The following is a 14,969-nucleotide window of genomic DNA, read 5'->3' as shown; positions in this document are numbered from 1 at the left end:
CTAGATAAACTGTCAAATTTCCGCTTAGTCTAAAGCCTTTAAAAAGGCTAGTAATACTTGGGCAGAACGACGTCCAGCTTCGATAATAAACTCATCAAAAGAGATAGAGGCTTCGTGATTGGCATTGTCACTCATGGCACGAATGACTAGGAAAGGTAGGCCAAGAGCCTGAGCTGCTTGTGCAATAGCAGCCCCTTCCATTTCAACTGCTAAAACATCCGGAAAGTGGGTTTTGATACTAGCAATCTTATCATCTCCAGCTATAAAACTGTCTCCTGTAGCAATCAAGCCTAGGTGCCATGTCTGTTCTAACTGAGATAAGTTTTCTTTAATCCTAGCGATAAATTTCTTATCGGATTCAAAGTAAAGAGGTTGACCAGCCATTTGGCCATAAGCATAGTCAAAAGCAGTCACATCCACATCATGATAAGCTAACTTATCCGCAATCACTACATCTCCAACAGCAATCCCTTCAGCAAGAGCACCTGCTGATCCTGTATTGATGATAGCTTCTACTTGAAAATGGTCAGCTAGAATAGCTACACTCATAGCCGACATGACCTTTCCAATCCCACTCTGAACTAGAACGACTTCTGTATTGCCAACAGAGCCAGTGTAGTAAGTATTTCCGAGGACTTGGACTTCTTGAGGTTTATCCAAATTCTGAGTCAAATATACGAGTTCTTCTGGCATGGCAGCAATGATTCCAATTTTCATTTCAAGTCCTTTCAATTACAAGAGTTTCATCGCTAAAATTAACAAAATCAAAAGTAGGATGACTGCAAACAAGATACGATTGAGTTTCGAATTAAAAACATTTCTCTTAGTGTTCTCAATGCGGCGACTCTTATGAATTGTTGGTTCTACTTCGATTGTAAGTGTATCTTGACTAAAACCGTGGTCTCTAGAGCGTGAATAACCAAAATGTTGTGAAGATGTTGGTAGGATCTTTGTTTCCTCATCATCTTGAAGAGGTGGTCCTGAGATTTTCTCACCACGATTGGCACGTTCAATCATTTCGTCTGTTAATAAAGGTTTTCCCATGGGTTTCTCCTCTATTTCTTTTGTAGTTCCCAGTACTGAATCGCCATAATGGTCTTGGCATCACAGATATGACCTGACTGGATCAGGTTCTTGGCTTCCTCTAGACTTACTTCTAGGACTTCCAAGGTTTCATCATCATCTTGTGGGCGAGGATTTTCCACCTTGACCAAATCACTAGCGAGGTAGAGTTTTAGTTTTTCATTACAAAATCCAATCGCAGAATAGAAATCGTACAACAGTTCTAACTTACCAGTGTAGGCAACTTCTTCTTCCAATTCACGAAGGGCCGCCGCCATTGGATCAGCATTTTCACCAAGTTCTAGTTTACCAGCAGGAATCTCATAAGAAACCGCCTCGATAGCCTTTCGGTATTGCTTAACGAGAACGATTTTATCCTCGGCTGTCACAGCTAATACACAAACAGCTCCATTGTGAAAAATCAAGTCACGTTGGGCAGTCCCCTTTCCTTCTGGTAGTTCCACCTGGTCTTGTACTAGTTTGAAAATAGGACCTTGATAGATTTCCTTCCGACTAATCGTTTTTTCTTCAAATTCCATGACAAACTCCTACTGGTTCTTTGGATGATGAGGTAAGCGTGTTGCGTACTCGTCTTTGTTAACTTGTCGTCCACGGCCGATAGCAATGGCATCAGCAGGAACATTCTTGGTAATGGTTGAACCCGCTCCAACCAGAGAATTATCCCCAAGTTCTACAGGAGCAATAATAGTTGAGTTTGATCCAACAAAGACATTATTGCCAATGACAGTTTTGTATTTATTTTTGCCATCGTAGTTGACTGTAATAGTTCCTGCACCAAAATTAACGTTGCTACCCACTTCACAGTTTCCAATATAAGTCAAATGACCTGCCTTGGTATTTTCACCGATTGAAGAGCCTTTTACTTCAACAAAATTTCCAATGTGAACTTGAGCAGCCAGACTTGAACCTGGACGGATATGGGCATAAGGACCAACTGTCACACCGTCCGCAACACTACTTTCCTCAATCATAGAGTTGGTAATCACAGCTCCAGATCCAATGGTGCTATCTACAATACAAGTTCCATTTGTTAAAATAGTCTCCGCACCAATCTTCGTTTGACCTTTTAAGGTAACGTTGGCTTCAATTTGGACTTCGGGAGCAATCTCAACATCAATATCAATGTAAGTTGCTTCCGGATTAACAAAGCTAACACCATTAACCATGTGCTTTTGATTGATACGGCGACGCATCACTGATTCCGCAGTCGCAAGAGCTACACGGTCATTTACGCCAAGACTTTCATCAAAATCCTTGAGAGTATAGGCACCAACCTTCTCACCCGCATTACGGAAAATACCAATCACGTCAGTAATATAATACTCACCTTGTGCATTGTTAGTGTTGATGTTTTTAAGGGCTTCAAAAAGACGTTCATTGTCAAATACATAAGTTCCTGTATTGATTTCCTTAATTTGCTTTTCAAAGTCTGTAGCATCTTTCTGCTCCACAATGCGAAGAACTTCATCATTATCATTGCGAACGATACGACCATATCCAAAAGGATCAGCTGCTTCAGCTGTTAAAATCGTCGCAACATTTTTGTGATTGATATGGAAATCCAAGAGGTTTTTCAAGCTTTCACCTGTAATCAGAGGAGTATCTCCAGCGATAACCAAGGTGTGGCCTGTACGATTTTGGAGAATAGGCTCTGCCATCATGACAGCATGCCCAGTTCCTAGTTGTTCTGATTGGTTAACAAAGTCTGTCTGACCGGCTAATACTTGCTCAACTAGCTCAGCCTTGTGACCAACTACAGTAACTGTTTTTTCAGGTTGAATAGCACCAACGCTACGAAAAACATGTTCCAACATCGAAATTCCAGCTACTTTATGAAGTACCTTTGGAAGATCTGATTTCATGCGAGTACCTTTACCCGCTGCTAAAATAATGGCATAATTTGACATAATCTTCTCTTTTCTCTAGAAATTCCCTTATATTATACCATAATTTAGTTTCTTAGGAGTAAACAAACAGAGAAATAGGGAAAAGACGCCCATATATTCACTTTTTCCGATGTTTTCTTTGATTTTTTTATCTATTTACGTTAAACTATTTAAATATGAGAAAAAAGATTCATCCAGCTATTATTTTTACTTTATTTACTATATTTATAGCTATTTTGATCCTCAATAGACCAACTTATGAAGACCATCCTGTCAAGTCAAAACCCAATGCAGTCCAGGTTGAAAATCAGGCCTTGCATAATCTTGACAAACCTATTATTGACGTCTCTGGCTGGCAAATACCTGAGGAAATCAACTACGATACCTTATCTCAAAATATTTCTGGTGTTATTGTTCGTGTCCACAATGGGGCTCAGCATACTGAAACAAATAATGCCGCCTATGCCAATGGTGTCGATAAAGCCTATAAAAATCATATTTCAGAATTTCAAAAGCGGAATGTTCCAGTTGCTGTTTATGCCTATCTAGCAGGTACTGGTAAGGAAGAAATGGAAAAAGCTGCTGAGGTTTTCTACAATGCTGCTTCTCCATACAACCCTAGTTACTATTGGCTCGATGTTGAAGAAAAAACAATGTCTGATATGAACGAAGGTGTTGAAGCTTTTAGGGCTAAACTAGAAGCGCTTGGCGCCAAAAATATCGGAATTTACATCGGTGTTTATTTCATGCAAGAACATAGTATCAATACAGACAAGTTCTCTGCTGTCTGGATTCCATCTTATGGAACGGATTCAGGTTACTTTGAAACCACGCCTAATACTGATTTAGACTATGACCTCCATCAGTATACTTCAAAAGGAAGAATTGCTGGATTTGAACATCATTTAGATATTAATCTCATTTCTACCTTGAAGGAAAAAGAAGAAACCTTCAGAAAACTATTTTTAAGACCATAAGACAAGTGAAAATTGCTCTCTTTTTCACTTGTTTTTTCATTTTCTTCTCGTCTGTGTTATAATTGATAGAATAGAGAAAGAATTTTATGAAATTGAGGATTTTATGATGTTTTCATGGATTGCAAGAGTTATTAAGGGAATAGTCATCGCCTTAGGATTTATCTTACCAGGAATTTCTGGCGGTGTTTTAGCAGCTATTTTGGGAATTTACGAGCGAATGATTAGCTTTCTGGCTCATCCCTTTAAGGATTTTAAAGAGAATGTCCTATACTTTATCCCAGTAGCAATCGGGATGTTGCTAGGCATTGGTTTGTTTTCTTATCCAATCGAGTATCTGCTTGAAAATTACCAGGTCTATGTTTTATGGAGTTTTGCTGGAGCCATCATCGGTACGGTTCCTAGCCTCCTTAAAGAATCTACTCGAGAATCTGATCGTGATAAGATTGACCTTGTCTGGTTCTGGACCACCTTTATCCTTTCAGGTGTCGGGCTCTACGCGCTAAACTTTGTTGTTGGTTCTCTCAGTGCTAGTTTCGCTAGTTTCATCTTAGCGGGTGCACTTTTAGCTCTTGGTGTCTTGGTGCCTGGTTTAAGTCCGTCAAATCTACTCTTGATTTTAGGACTGTACGCTCCAATGCTAACTGGTTTTAAAACCTTTGATTTATTTGGTACCTTCCTTCCTATCGGAATTGGTGCAGGTGCAACCCTCATCATTTTTTCAAAATTAATGGACTACGCCTTGAACAACTACCACTCCCGTGTTTATCACTTTATCATTGGGATTGTGCTGTCAAGCACTCTCTTGATTTTGATTCCAAATGCTGGAAATGCTGAAAGTATCCAATATACTGGACTTTCTATTGTGAGCTATGTTCTCATCGCCTTCTTCTTTGCGCTTGGAATTTGGCTTGGTATCTGGATGAGTCAATTGGAGGATAAGTATAAATAATGGCAAAGAAAGTTAAGATTAAGAAAACCTTGGTCGAACAAATCTTGACCAAGGCGGGTATTGACCATACTGGTATTCAGATCAACGCGCTTGAGGGTGAACTTCTTTCGGAATATGATCGAACTCATATCTTTAAAACCTTGGCTCTATTAGGGGACAAAACGGGACCAATCATCGGAATCGTTCCCATAACAGAACACCTCGCTGAGAAAAAACTAGCAAAGGTTTCTGGTAATAAAAAAGTGAGCATGATTCCACAAAAAGACCTAGAAAAAACGACAGGCTATATTCATGGGGCTAATAACCCCGTCGGCATTCGCCAAAAACATAGTTATCCTATTTTTATTGATCAGACTGCTTTGGATTTAGACAAAATGATTGTCTCTGCTGGAGAAGTCGGGCACAGTATCATCATCCGACCTCAAGACTTAGCCAGCTTTGTAAAAGCGGACTTCGCTGATATCTTGGAGGAAAACAACTGATGAAACTCTATTTTGTCCGTCATGGTCGGACTGTCTGGAATCTTGAAGGACGTTTTCAAGGTGCTAGCGGTGACTCTCCCCTTCTTCCAGAGTCCACTGACGTTTTAAAACAACTGGGGCAGTATCTCAAGGAAATTCCTTTTGATACGATTTATTCTAGTGACTTACCCAGAGCAGTTAAGTCTGCTGAAATAATCCAAAGTCAACTCCAGTCCCCTTGTCCTTTAAAGAGCATTCCTGACCTACGTGAATGGCAACTTGGCAAACTAGAGGGATTAAAAATCGCTACGCTTAATGCCATCTACCCAGAACAAATAAAGGCCTTTCGCTCTAATCTAGCTCGGTTTGATACGAGGATGTTTGAAGCCGAATCTCTCTACTCTACGACTCACCGAACCATTCAGTTTATCAAATCTCTGAAAGGAAGTCCGGCTGAAAACATTCTGATCGTTGGTCATGGGGCAAATCTCACTGCTAGCCTTCGTACTCTATTAGGCTATAAAGAGGCTCACCTCCGCAAAGAAGGAGGCTTGGCCAATGCTAGTCTGACAGTTTTAGAGACCGATGATTTTGAAACCTTCACTCTGGAAAGATGGAATGACACTTCCTATCAAGAAAAATAATGGAACTTGATCTTAATAGTCAAGTTCTTTTTAGTTTTCAAAGAATATCCGTGAATTTCTCTGCTATTTATGATAAAATGGGAGTATCGCAAAAAATGACTCATCGTATCAAATTTTGAGTAAAATTAGGAGGAACCCATGTCTACAGAACATATGGAAGAACTAAATGACCAGCAGATCGTTCGCCGTGAAAAAATGGCTGCGCTCCGTGAACAAGGAATCGATCCCTTCGGAAAACGTTTTGAACGTACTGCTAACTCTCAAGAACTAAAAGACAAATTTGCAGAACTTGATAAAGAACAATTACATGAATTAAACGAAACTGCTACTATCGCTGGACGCTTAGTAACTAAACGTGGAAAAGGAAAAGTTGGCTTTGCCCATCTTCAAGACCGAGAAGGTCAAATCCAAATCTACGTTCGTAAAGATGAAGTTGGTGAAGAAAACTACGAAATCTTCAAAAAAGCTGACCTTGGTGACTTCCTTGGTGTCGAAGGTGAAGTCATGCGTACAGATATGGGAGAACTTTCTATCAAGGCAACTCACATCACACACTTGTCTAAAGCACTTCGCCCGCTTCCTGAGAAATTCCACGGTTTGACTGACGTTGAAACAATTTACCGTAAACGTTACTTGGACTTGATTTCTAACCGCGAAAGCTTCGAGCGTTTTGTTACTCGTTCAAAAATCATCTCTGAAATCCGTCGTTATCTAGACCAAAAAGGTTTCCTTGAAGTGGAAACACCTGTTCTTCACAATGAAGCTGGTGGTGCTGCTGCTCGTCCATTTATCACCCACCACAATGCCCAAAACATTGATATGGTGCTTCGTATCGCGACTGAGCTTCACTTGAAACGCCTTATCGTTGGTGGTATGGAACGTGTTTATGAAATTGGCCGTATCTTCCGTAACGAAGGAATGGATGCTACTCATAACCCTGAATTCACTTCTATCGAAGTTTACCAAGCTTATGCAGACTTCCAAGATATCATGGACTTAACTGAAGGTATTATCCAACACGCTGCTAAATCAGTTAAAGGTGATGGTCCTGTTAACTACCAAGGAACTGAAATCAAAATCAATGAATCATTTAAACGTGTTCACATGGTGGATGCTATCAAGGAAATTACTGGTGTAGACTTCTGGCAAGACATGACTTTCGAGGAAGCTAAAGCTATCGCTGCTGAGAAGAAAGTTCCAGTTGAAAAACACCACACTGAAGTTGGTCACATTATCAATGCCTTCTTTGAAGAATTTGTCGAAGAAACCTTGATCCAACCAACCTTTGTCTATGGACATCCAGTAGCAGTATCTCCACTCGCGAAGAAAAATCCTGAAGATGAACGCTTTACTGACCGTTTCGAGCTCTTTATCATGACTAAGGAATACGGTAATGCCTTTACTGAGTTAAACGACCCAATCGACCAGCTTAGCCGTTTCGAAGCCCAAGCAAAAGCTAAAGAACTTGGTGACGATGAAGCAACAGGTATTGACTACGACTACATTGAAGCTCTTGAATACGGTATGCCACCAACAGGTGGTTTGGGTATCGGTATCGACCGTCTCTGCATGCTCCTCACTGATACAACTACTATCCGTGACGTATTGCTCTTCCCAACAATGAAATAGTACTCTTCGAAAATCTCTTCAAACCACGTCAGCGTTTCCTTGCCGTAGATATATGTTCCTGACTTTGTCAGTCTTATCTAAAACCTCAAAACAGTGTTTTGAGCAGCCTGCGGCTAGCTTCCTAGTTTGCTATTTGATTTTCATTGAGTATAAGCTCTTATCCTCTGGTACTTGCCAGAGGATTTTTCGATGAAAAAAGAGACTGAGGAAAAACTCAATCTCTTTTCTTATTCTTGATTTTTAACTTGACTGGTGGCTACATCTTCCCCAAACCATCTCTGGCTGATTTCCTGGAATTTTCCTTCTTGGTATAGTGAGATAAAGGCTTGGTTCAATGCAGCTAGCAAAGTTTTATCAGCAGGTCTCACACCCACTGCAAAAGCTTCACTTTCAAAGCCAGCTGAAAAGACATTGTAGTCATTTAAAATCCCTTCAGACTGGAGGTAGTAATTGGCATATACTCGGTCAATCAACAGGGCATCAATCCGATCATTTTTTAAATCAATCAAGGCTTCATTGAAACTTTGGTATTGATTGGCTTTCTGGTCTTTCACTCGATTCTTGAGTAGTTCTGGTTGTCGTTCAAAATTCAAATAGCCAGAAGATCCAGCCTGGGCCCCTAAAACTTTGTCAGTCATATCCTGAATTGAGTGGATATTTTGAGACTTTTTAGAGACCAAAACTTGTTGATTTTCCATGTAAGGAATGGTAAAAGCAACCTTCTCTTTCCGTTCATCTGTAGCTGTATAGCCATTCCAGATGGCATCAATGGTACCATTTTGTAGCTCGGTTTCTTTCATATCCCAGTCGATGGGTTGAAATTTAATCTGAATTCCTAGCTTTTCAGAAACAGCTTGGGCCAGGTCAATATCAAAGCCTGCATACTGGCCATTCTTTTCCTCAAATCCCATGGGAACAAAGGTATTGTCAAAGCCAATGGTAATGCTTCCCTGTTTTTGATATTTGGCCCAATTATCCTGATTTGGATCACTTGCCTTTTGAGTACAAGCCGTCAGGAAGAAGCTAAAGAACAGAGCAAGTACAAGGGCAATTTTCTTTCTCTTCATAGGCACCTCCTAGTCCTACTTTGGATCAACCTTAAGGATCTGATCAGCAATGTTTTCCGCAAACTGAAGATCGTGGGTCACAACAATCTGAGTCATCCCACGCTCTTTATTTTGAAGGATAAGTTTTTCTACTTCTAATCGCAATTCTGGGTCTAAGGCTGATGTAGGCTCATCATATCCAATAATTTCTGGGTTAATCATCATAGCACGTGCTAAGGCCACCCGTTGTTTTTGCCCACCTGAAAGTGAGAATGGAAAGGCATCTGCATGTCCAGCTAACCCAAGTTGTTCTAACAAACCACGCGCCTTCTTCTCAGCAACTTCCTTCTCCATGCTCATTGTTTTTATAGGCGACAGAGTTAAGTTATCTAGAACTGACAAATGTGGAAAGAGTTGAAAATCTTGGAAAACAAATCCCAGAAGATTGCGCTTTTCTAGTTCGTCTATAGCTAGCGATTCGCCGTTATAGTAGATTTCTCCAGAATCGATGGTTTCTAATCCAGCTAGCATACGTAATAGGGTTGTCTTTCCGCCTCCTGATGGACCTACGATTGCAAGGATTTGCTTTTCAGGAATTGATAGGCTGAAATTGGTTAAGATTTGTTTGCCACCAAAGGCCTTGTTGATGTTTCGTAATTCTAACATAGCAATCCTCCTATCTGTAATAACTGTACTTCTTCTCAAGTTTTTTCGCTACAATGGTTACAAGACCAATCATAATCAAATAAATCGCTCCAGCTAAAAACATAGGAACAAGACTAGCATCTCGATTGGCTGCTGTCCGACTTGCCAAAATCAAATCTGAAATCCCAAGGGCATAAACCAATGAAGTATCCTTGACCAAACTCATGATTTCATTAAAGACGCTCGGTAAGACAATCTTTGTAACCTGAGGCAAAATAATATAGCGCACTGTGTCAAAAGGACTAAACTTCAAGACCTTAGCAGCCTCATATTGACCTTTAGGTATGGTTTCAATCCCTCCACGAAAGATTTCTGCAAAGTAGGCTGCATAGTTCAATACAAAAGCGATCACAGCAGCAGGCAAACGATCTAAACGTATCCCAATGCTAGGGAGAACATAGTAAATAAAGATTAATTGCAAGAGCAAGGGAGTCCCTCGCATCACCCAAATATAAAGGTCAATCAGATAATGGAGGGGTTTCCAACGAACTTGCAAAGCAAAGGCAACGACAATACCTAAAGGAATTGAAAAGATCAAGACCAGAGCAAAGACTTGAAGAGTCATACTTGCACCATTCAATAAACTTGGTAATATCTCAAACATATAAGACATACTGCACCTCCTAAAAATTATTGTTCCTATTATAGCATAAATAAACAATTTAGCAATGGTTTTTGTAAAAAAATTCTATAATTCTTGAACTATACACCTTTATCTAAGAAATCCGTGCGAAATATCATCTTAAAAAATTAGAAGAATTATAAGGATTCTAGACGAGAATATAGGTTTAACTTCTAGTTCTGAGAGGACCATGATCAAATTTTTTTATCAAATATCTATAAAGATTTCATTGATACAGAACGCTGTTTACTCTCATTCACTTCTTACCTCTAAAGATATAAAAAAAGAACCACTTTATAAGAATAGTATCATTTCTACTATCCATACAAGTGGCTCTTTGATGATGCCATAGCAAAGGCATCAAGATTTTTCAACTAGATTATTTAACTTTTTTGAAACGGAATAAGAGAATGGAACCAAACGCAAGTACTACTCCTACAACAGTAAGCAAGATAGTCATTTCAGATGTACCAGTATTTGGTAGTTCTTTATTTTCTTCTGGTTGTTTAGGTTTGTTATCTGAAGAACCTGGAGTCTCAGCAGCATAAGTATTTGTGATGGTTGGATTATTACCTGTAACTGTTGCTACAAGTTGACCTTGACCATTGTCTACAACTTTTACTGTTACTGTATAAGCATTTTTATCATAAGTTACACCAGTTTCATTACCAGCTTTTTCAGTGATTGTGTATGTGTGAGTTCCTGCAGTAGTGTATTCAATCGCTGGGAAAGCAACTGTTCCGTCTGCAGCATTCTTAGCTGTAGATACAAGTTTGTCGCCTTCTTTCAATTCAAATTCATATTTATCTGCCTCAAGAGGTTTACCATTTAGGACTTTTTTAGCAGTAATTGAAGTTGTTGCAGATTTAGCAGAATACGAATTTACAAAAACTTTATTGTCATATTTAACACTTGCAAACTTCTCACCATAAACATCTGTCACAGTAACTTCTGCGTTAATAGTCTTATCATCGTAAGCAAAACCTGGTTTTTGATCATTAACTTCTTTGATCTGATACTTATAAGTACCCACTGTAGAGAATTTAACGGCTTTAAATTTCACTTTGCCATCTTTATCATTCTTAACAGTTTCAACAACTGATCCGTTTGGATCAAGTAGTTGGAAGCTAAATTCTTCAGCAGCTAAGTCTTTTCCTTTTAACTGCTTAGAAACCTCAAATGAAACTTCTGTAGAACGTGAACCTGAACTAATACCTTCAGTTGTGGTTAATGGTGCAAAACCTTCTACATCAAAGTTTTCAGTTGAAGTCGTAATTTTAACGTTATTGAAAGCTTTCTTTGTTGTATTATCAACTGGTGCGGTGATACGAGTCTTATAAACTACATACAAACCTTGGTTGGTTAGATCACCATTACCATTTGGAGTAATAGTGAAGTGATTAGAATCTTGAACAACAATGTGACTTGGATTCAAAAGAGGATGATGCTCATCCTTACCCCATTCAGTAAAGTAGTAACCTGTAATCTCACTAGCTAATACTTGTCCTTCAGGGATTGTATCTTGAATCGAAACACCTTCATAAGGATTAGCATATTTGTTTACGCGAATATACCAATTAATATAATTTGGATCGTTCGTATCTTGAACTCCCCATTTAGTAAATCCTGTTGGATCCTCATCTGGAACAATACGAGTCAAATTGTATACTCCTGCTCCAGGGATATCGATTGGATATGATTTATTGAGTTCAACATTATCAGCCCATACAACAGTAAATAAGGCCGAAATTTGTTTCTCTTCAGGTAAGTTAGCAAAATAATCTTCGTTTCTTACCGTCACAGTCGCTGTATTTGCAGACTTATTTGTCGTTAACTCAGCAACCTTAGTGACTCCATCGTTACCAAAGATTTCAGTAGTTGAATCTGATTCAATTTTGAATTCATTTGGAACTTTATAAACCATAAAGTCACCATTCTTCAACGTTGTTGAGTTGTCGAATTTGTAAGTGGTTTGAAGGTAAAATTTCCCTTCACCATACTCTGCACCGTCAACTAACTTATTATTGTTAATTGTCGGTACTGTCGTTAGCGTATAGCTACTAGATGGTAGTTCAGCAGCTTTAACCACATTGCTAGTTCTTAGTACTGGGATAAATACTGAAGCTACTAACAATAGCGCCATGAATGCATGAGAAAGTTTTTTATTAATCTTTTTCACAACATTTGCCTCCTTTATTTTTGGGGATAGATTCCCCTATTTATTATTATATATTCTTATATAAATTTGTCAAGTATTTCATAGTAGTTCAATGTTCAAATCATACCTTTAAACTCTTATTTTATAGGGTGTAGCAGGGTTTCATCGTTCAAAACTTCATCTAAATTAGCTATAAGAAATTCTAACATTTATATTATATTAGTAAAAAAGAAAAGACCTCTGAGGTCTTTCAAATCATTCATTTAAAGTCATTCGTTTCTGTTAATAAGATTTTAAAAAAATTAGAAATCCTTAAAGTGTCTCTATGAGTTCTTGCATCTGAACATCATCTGGAACGAGTTTTAAATAAGCTTCAGCTTGCACTTTGGCTTCTTCAAAATATCCCAATTCACGCAGGAGATAAGTATACTGCTCAAGAAACTCAGGATTATCCTTGAGGTCAGACGATAGTTGTTGATAGAGCTCATAGGCCTTATCTAAATCCTCAATTTTCTGATAAGAACGGGCAATCATCCACTTGGTCAAGAGATTTTCAGGTTCTTGACTTTGGAGAGCGATAATGTCCTCAAACCGTTCTTGTTCCATATAAATGGTTGCAAGGCGAAGGAATATTTCTTCTGTATCCTCTGCATCTTCTTTAGCAGTAAGGAGAAACTGCTCCGCACTACTAGGATCATGTAATTCATACGAAAACTGAGAAGCAGCTAGTAAGAGCCGAGTTTCAAATGGATTTTTCTCCAAACCTTGTTTAACGATACGAAGTGCCTCTTCCACCTGATGTTCCTTATGCAATGCTTGACTGTAGCCATACTCATATCCTTCAAAATCAGGTGAAATGGTATCAATCTGCTTAAAGTAAAGAACAGATTTTTGATACTCTTCTTGGTCAAAGTAAAGACTAGCCAGTTCAAAGGCAGTTTGGTCATCGTATTCTAATTCTAAAGCTTTCTCTAAGAATTCAGTTGCAGCTTCAAACTTACCTAACTGGGCATAAGCATAACCAATTCGTTGATAGGTTGAGACACCCGTTTGCTCATAGATGGAGCGATTGTCTAATTGAGCATAGCCCTGAATAGCTTCCTGATAATTCCCTAACTCGCTATCCAACTCAGCCAAACCAAAAACTAATAAGGCATCGTCTGAGTAGTTTAGGGCTTCCAGTAACTTTTCACGCGCTACATCTGTCAATCTTTCCAATTGATAGAGGTCTGCCTTCAAGGCCAAGGCCGATACGTACCAGTCACTTTCGGGTGTGATTTCCTCAAGGTAAGCAAAGGCTTCCTCAACATTGCCATCCTCACTAGCAATGCTGGCTAAGTTCAGATTCACTTCTGGAAATTCTGTAACGATATGTTGGTAAATTTCTTTTGCTTGAGGATAAAAGCCAATTCCCTCTAGATAGCTTGCTAGTTCGTAAAGAACTTCACTTGAATCTGTTTCGAGGGCTTTGTGAAAATACTGATCTGCTTTGGTTAAATCCTGTTCATCCAAAGCCTGGAGCATGCGTTGACTATTGTTCACTCTTGATTTCCTCCCCTTCTTCTTCATACAAACCGCTGACTTTTTTATACCAGTTAAAGATAGCTGAGATAACGACCTTGGCAGAGGCATAGACTGGGATTCCCAGCAAGACTCCCCAAATACCAAACATAGACCCTGAAGTTAGGAGAACAAAGAGGACATTGATGGGATGGATGTTTAGCTGACTACCTAAAATAAGCGGAGAAACGAAGCGACCTTCAATCGTTTGTTCAACAATAAAGACAATAATCACTTTCAAAAGCATGACAGGCCCCGCTATTAAGCCCAAAACCAGAGCAGGCAACATCGCTAGAAAACTACCCAGGTAAGGTACTAGATTGAGGATACCAGCCGTGATACCAAGAGTCACAGCATATCTGAGACCAATAATCTTAAAGAAGATAATAAACATAATTGCCACGATAATAGCAACTGTAACCTGTCCTCTAACGTAGTTTGATAACTGTTTATTAACATCTGACAAAACTTGTCCGACAGGTTCTTTTAACTTGTTTGGGATGAATTTAGTCAGGTAATCGCGCAAGCCTTTCCCATCTCTCAAAAGATAAAAGAGCATGAAGGGTACGATAATAACCGCAACAATGACCTGGGAAACGCTACTGATAAAGGCGCTAACCCAGTTAACAGCCTGAGAAGAGATTTTGCTGGCCCACATGGTCGCCTCACTAGAAACATTGGAAAGAACCTGCTCCAACTGTGGTCTAAAATCATCTGGCAAGCGTTTGGTTACAAGGTCATTGATCACCTTATCAGCATCTTCCAGGTATGTCGGCACATTCTTCGCAAAATTTAAGACTTGACGTTGCAGATTAGGAATTGCGACTGCCAATCCCCAAATGATAAAGAGTCCGATAATAACAAAAACAATACTAATGGCAAGGACACGATTGATCTTGTGCTTCTCCATCCAGTCCACAATCGGATTGAGGAGGTAATAAAGTAAACCAGATAAAATAACTGGCAACATGACAACCCCAAGAAAATCCAAAACTGGTAAAAAGATAAAACTAATCTTACTTAGAATAAAAATGTTTAGCCCCAGTAACAAGGTTACTAAAAATACAGTGATGGCTTTATTATCTAAAAACCACTTAAAAAACCAAGATAGGCTAAAATGTTTCTCTTTATGTTCCATAAATACATCCTTTCTGTCATTCTCTCATTATACCATTTTTAGACTAAAATAACTCTTTTTTAAAGTGCTTACATGAATGAATCTGATGCTTCATGACTGCCATTTTGTGGT

At 39.0% G+C, this 14,969-nt stretch carries 15 protein-coding genes; 5 read left to right on the top strand and 10 right to left on the bottom strand.

Annotation, left to right across the window (positions count from 1 at the left end; all coding sequences use genetic code 11):
- Positions 1 to 24 precede the first annotated feature (24 nt).
- The 4 genes from O3622_RS01225 to glmU are packed head-to-tail and all read right to left on the bottom strand — an operon-like array spanning position 25 to position 2,990.
- Positions 25 to 717: a 5'-methylthioadenosine/adenosylhomocysteine nucleosidase gene (locus tag O3622_RS01225; protein WP_200730298.1), complete on the bottom strand. Its 693-nt coding sequence runs from the start codon at positions 715 to 717 to the stop codon at positions 25 to 27.
- Positions 718 to 732: 15 nt separating this feature from the next.
- Positions 733 to 1,044 (bottom strand): cell wall synthase accessory phosphoprotein MacP, encoded by a 312-nt coding sequence (macP, locus tag O3622_RS01220; RefSeq protein WP_000517872.1) that lies wholly within the window; start codon positions 1,042 to 1,044, stop codon positions 733 to 735.
- Between the two features lie 11 nt (positions 1,045 to 1,055).
- Positions 1,056 to 1,601, bottom strand: coding sequence for an NUDIX hydrolase (locus tag O3622_RS01215; RefSeq protein ID WP_000393797.1), 546 nt, complete (start codon positions 1,599 to 1,601; stop codon positions 1,056 to 1,058).
- 9 nt (positions 1,602 to 1,610) lie between these two features.
- Positions 1,611 to 2,990 (bottom strand): bifunctional UDP-N-acetylglucosamine diphosphorylase/glucosamine-1-phosphate N-acetyltransferase GlmU, encoded by a 1,380-nt coding sequence (glmU, locus tag O3622_RS01210; protein WP_200730297.1) that lies wholly within the window; start codon positions 2,988 to 2,990, stop codon positions 1,611 to 1,613.
- 155 nt (positions 2,991 to 3,145) lie between these two features.
- Here glmU and O3622_RS01205 point away from each other — a divergent pair, with 155 nt between their 5' ends.
- The 5 genes from O3622_RS01205 (at position 3,146) to lysS (ending at position 7,629) form a co-directional block, all read left to right on the top strand.
- Complete coding sequence (locus O3622_RS01205; RefSeq protein ID WP_001227573.1) at positions 3,146 to 3,946, top strand: glycoside hydrolase family 25 protein; 801 nt, start codon at positions 3,146 to 3,148, stop codon at positions 3,944 to 3,946.
- A gap of 106 nt (positions 3,947 to 4,052) precedes the next feature.
- The gene (locus O3622_RS01200) at positions 4,053 to 4,895 is read left to right on the top strand and encodes a DUF368 domain-containing protein (RefSeq protein WP_371606949.1); all 843 of its coding nucleotides are present in this window, start codon (positions 4,053 to 4,055) and stop codon (positions 4,893 to 4,895) included.
- Positions 4,895 to 5,377: an aminoacyl-tRNA deacylase gene (locus tag O3622_RS01195; RefSeq protein ID WP_125384592.1), complete on the top strand. Its 483-nt coding sequence runs from the start codon at positions 4,895 to 4,897 to the stop codon at positions 5,375 to 5,377. Before O3622_RS01200 ends, O3622_RS01195 begins: the two co-directional genes overlap by 1 nt.
- Positions 5,377 to 6,000: a histidine phosphatase family protein gene (locus O3622_RS01190; RefSeq protein ID WP_049478014.1), complete on the top strand. Its 624-nt coding sequence runs from the start codon at positions 5,377 to 5,379 to the stop codon at positions 5,998 to 6,000. Before O3622_RS01195 ends, O3622_RS01190 begins: the two co-directional genes overlap by 1 nt.
- A gap of 138 nt (positions 6,001 to 6,138) precedes the next feature.
- A complete protein-coding gene (lysS, locus tag O3622_RS01185) occupies positions 6,139 to 7,629 on the top strand; it encodes a lysine--tRNA ligase (protein ID WP_371606909.1) in 1,491 nt (496 codons plus the stop codon).
- 227 nt (positions 7,630 to 7,856) lie between these two features.
- Here the strand turns inward: lysS and O3622_RS01180 are convergent, their stop codons facing one another.
- The 6 genes from O3622_RS01180 to O3622_RS01155 form a co-directional block, all read right to left on the bottom strand.
- Positions 7,857 to 8,696 (bottom strand): amino acid ABC transporter substrate-binding protein, encoded by an 840-nt coding sequence (locus O3622_RS01180; RefSeq protein ID WP_125384593.1) that lies wholly within the window; start codon positions 8,694 to 8,696, stop codon positions 7,857 to 7,859.
- Positions 8,697 to 8,711: 15 nt separating this feature from the next.
- Positions 8,712 to 9,341 carry an amino acid ABC transporter ATP-binding protein gene (locus O3622_RS01175; protein WP_000891744.1) on the bottom strand — a complete coding sequence of 210 codons (630 nt, stop codon included), beginning with the start codon at positions 9,339 to 9,341 and terminating at the stop codon, positions 8,712 to 8,714.
- Positions 9,342 to 9,351: 10 nt separating this feature from the next.
- On the bottom strand, positions 9,352 to 9,993 hold the full coding sequence (locus O3622_RS01170; protein ID WP_000121156.1) for an amino acid ABC transporter permease: 642 nt from the start codon (positions 9,991 to 9,993) through the stop codon (positions 9,352 to 9,354).
- A gap of 388 nt (positions 9,994 to 10,381) precedes the next feature.
- A complete protein-coding gene (locus O3622_RS01165; RefSeq protein ID WP_371606908.1) occupies positions 10,382 to 12,181 on the bottom strand; it encodes a Spy0128 family protein in 1,800 nt (599 codons plus the stop codon).
- A 291-nt stretch (positions 12,182 to 12,472) separates the two neighbouring features.
- Positions 12,473 to 13,702 (bottom strand): tetratricopeptide repeat protein, encoded by a 1,230-nt coding sequence (locus tag O3622_RS01160; protein ID WP_371606907.1) that lies wholly within the window; start codon positions 13,700 to 13,702, stop codon positions 12,473 to 12,475.
- The gene (locus O3622_RS01155) at positions 13,692 to 14,858 is read right to left on the bottom strand and encodes an AI-2E family transporter (RefSeq protein ID WP_000400294.1); all 1,167 of its coding nucleotides are present in this window, start codon (positions 14,856 to 14,858) and stop codon (positions 13,692 to 13,694) included. Before O3622_RS01155 ends, O3622_RS01160 begins: the two co-directional genes overlap by 11 nt.
- Positions 14,859 to 14,969: the final 111 nt, after the last annotated feature.

Source organism: Streptococcus sp. 27098_8_51 (assembly GCF_041432205.1).
In the GTDB taxonomy this organism is placed as follows: Bacteria; Bacillota; Bacilli; order Lactobacillales; family Streptococcaceae; genus Streptococcus.
This window is presented reverse-complemented; position numbering and strand designations above follow the sequence as displayed.

Excerpts from the sequence above, each read along its gene's own strand:
- O3622_RS01225 (WP_200730298.1), bottom strand. The coding sequence starts at position 717 with ATGAAAATTGGAATCATTGCTGCCATGCCAGAAGAACTCGTATATTTG.
- macP (WP_000517872.1), bottom strand. The coding sequence starts at position 1,044 with ATGGGAAAACCTTTATTAACAGACGAAATGATTGAACGTGCCAATCGT.
- O3622_RS01215 (WP_000393797.1), bottom strand. The coding sequence starts at position 1,601 with ATGGAATTTGAAGAAAAAACGATTAGTCGGAAGGAAATCTATCAAGGT.
- glmU (WP_200730297.1), bottom strand. The coding sequence starts at position 2,990 with ATGTCAAATTATGCCATTATTTTAGCAGCGGGTAAAGGTACTCGCATG.
- O3622_RS01205 (WP_001227573.1), top strand. The coding sequence starts at position 3,146 with ATGAGAAAAAAGATTCATCCAGCTATTATTTTTACTTTATTTACTATA.
- O3622_RS01200 (WP_371606949.1), top strand. The coding sequence starts at position 4,053 with ATGTTTTCATGGATTGCAAGAGTTATTAAGGGAATAGTCATCGCCTTA.
- O3622_RS01195 (WP_125384592.1), top strand. The coding sequence starts at position 4,895 with ATGGCAAAGAAAGTTAAGATTAAGAAAACCTTGGTCGAACAAATCTTG.
- O3622_RS01190 (WP_049478014.1), top strand. The coding sequence starts at position 5,377 with ATGAAACTCTATTTTGTCCGTCATGGTCGGACTGTCTGGAATCTTGAA.
- lysS (WP_371606909.1), top strand. The coding sequence starts at position 6,139 with ATGTCTACAGAACATATGGAAGAACTAAATGACCAGCAGATCGTTCGC.
- O3622_RS01180 (WP_125384593.1), bottom strand. The coding sequence starts at position 8,696 with ATGAAGAGAAAGAAAATTGCCCTTGTACTTGCTCTGTTCTTTAGCTTC.
- O3622_RS01175 (WP_000891744.1), bottom strand. The coding sequence starts at position 9,341 with ATGTTAGAATTACGAAACATCAACAAGGCCTTTGGTGGCAAACAAATC.
- O3622_RS01170 (WP_000121156.1), bottom strand. The coding sequence starts at position 9,993 with ATGTCTTATATGTTTGAGATATTACCAAGTTTATTGAATGGTGCAAGT.
- O3622_RS01155 (WP_000400294.1), bottom strand. The coding sequence starts at position 14,858 with ATGGAACATAAAGAGAAACATTTTAGCCTATCTTGGTTTTTTAAGTGG.